At 76.8% G+C, this 1,096-nt stretch carries 2 protein-coding genes; both read right to left on the bottom strand.

Annotated features, from left to right (window positions below; genetic code table 11):
- Positions 1 to 445 (bottom strand): DUF504 domain-containing protein (locus tag ACFWGZ_RS41220; protein ID WP_382457013.1); only part of this gene is annotated, 445 nt, incomplete at its 3' end.
- Positions 446 to 1,096 (bottom strand): AAA family ATPase (locus ACFWGZ_RS41215; protein ID WP_382457012.1); only part of this gene is annotated, 651 nt, incomplete at its 5' end.

Raw genomic sequence — 1,096 nt, 5'->3', positions numbered from 1 at the left:
GGAGGGGCCTGCGCCGGGCGGTGCGGATGAGCTCGCTGTCGTAGCAGTCCCACAGGGTGTTCCAGGTCAGCACCGTCAGCGGACCGGAGCGCGGCTCCGGGGTCCGGGCCTCCTCGTCCACCGGCACCCAGGCCGACCGGTCCGCCGCGTACACGTGCGGCGTCCGGGAGACGAAGTACGGCGACGGCAGCCGTCGCGGCACCCGCACCCGCCCGGCCTCCGTCGCGTCGATCCGGTCCGTGCCCGAGGAGCGGTCCCACACCAGCTCGCCGTCCGCCTCGAAGAACAGCACCCGGTGCCAGGGCACCTCCCCGCCGGGCGTGAACCGGGGCAGCGGCACCCGCTTGGCCTCCCGGCCGCGCTGCGCCACGCCCATCACGAAGCGCGCCGGATCGAACCGGCCGTCCCACCGGACCCGGTGGTAGATCTCCTCGCTCGTCCTCATCTACGCCCTGTCCTCCACGGTCCCGCTCGCGCCGATGTACCAGGTGCGGTGCGCCTGGCCGGGGTACGGGGGCACGAAACGGCGCAGCTGCGCGTCGAGCACCCCGGGCGGCACCGGATGGTCCCGGCGCCCGTTGCGGCGGACCAGCTCCGCCCCGTCCACCAGGGCCACGGCGTGGGTGAGCAGCGCGTCCCGGCGCCGGGCGACCGCGTGGACCAGGGAGCGCTGGTGGGCGTTGAGCGAGGTGGCGTCCCAGACGACGGTGCCGCCCGCCGCGAGCGCCGCGTCCAGCCGGTCGAGCCCCTCGCGCAGCACGTCCCCGTTGGCCCGCTGGTCGGCGCGCGAGCCCCGGGCCAGGCGCAGGCCGTCGAGCGAGAGGTACGTGCCGACGCAGGGGAGCCCCCGGGCGAAGGTGCTCTTGCCGCTGCCCGAGGGCCCGACCAGGTGCACCAGGCGGGGGAAGTCCCCGTCCCGCCATCGCCAGGTCGCGGCGACGGCCTCCTCGGCGGTGGCGACCCGGCCCAGCGCGTACGCCTCGCGGGCCTGCGCCAGGCAGCGGTCGGCGGCGTCGGGCGCCAGGCCGTCGAAGGCCTCCCGCAGCCCGGCCGGCTCCACCACCTCACGCGCGTACAGGGCCGACCACTCCACCTG

Origin of the sequence: Lentzea sp. NPDC060358, assembly GCF_042725365.1 — a bacterium.
Classification (GTDB): Bacteria; Actinomycetota; Actinomycetes; order Mycobacteriales; family Pseudonocardiaceae; genus Lentzea.
This window is presented reverse-complemented; position numbering and strand designations above follow the sequence as displayed.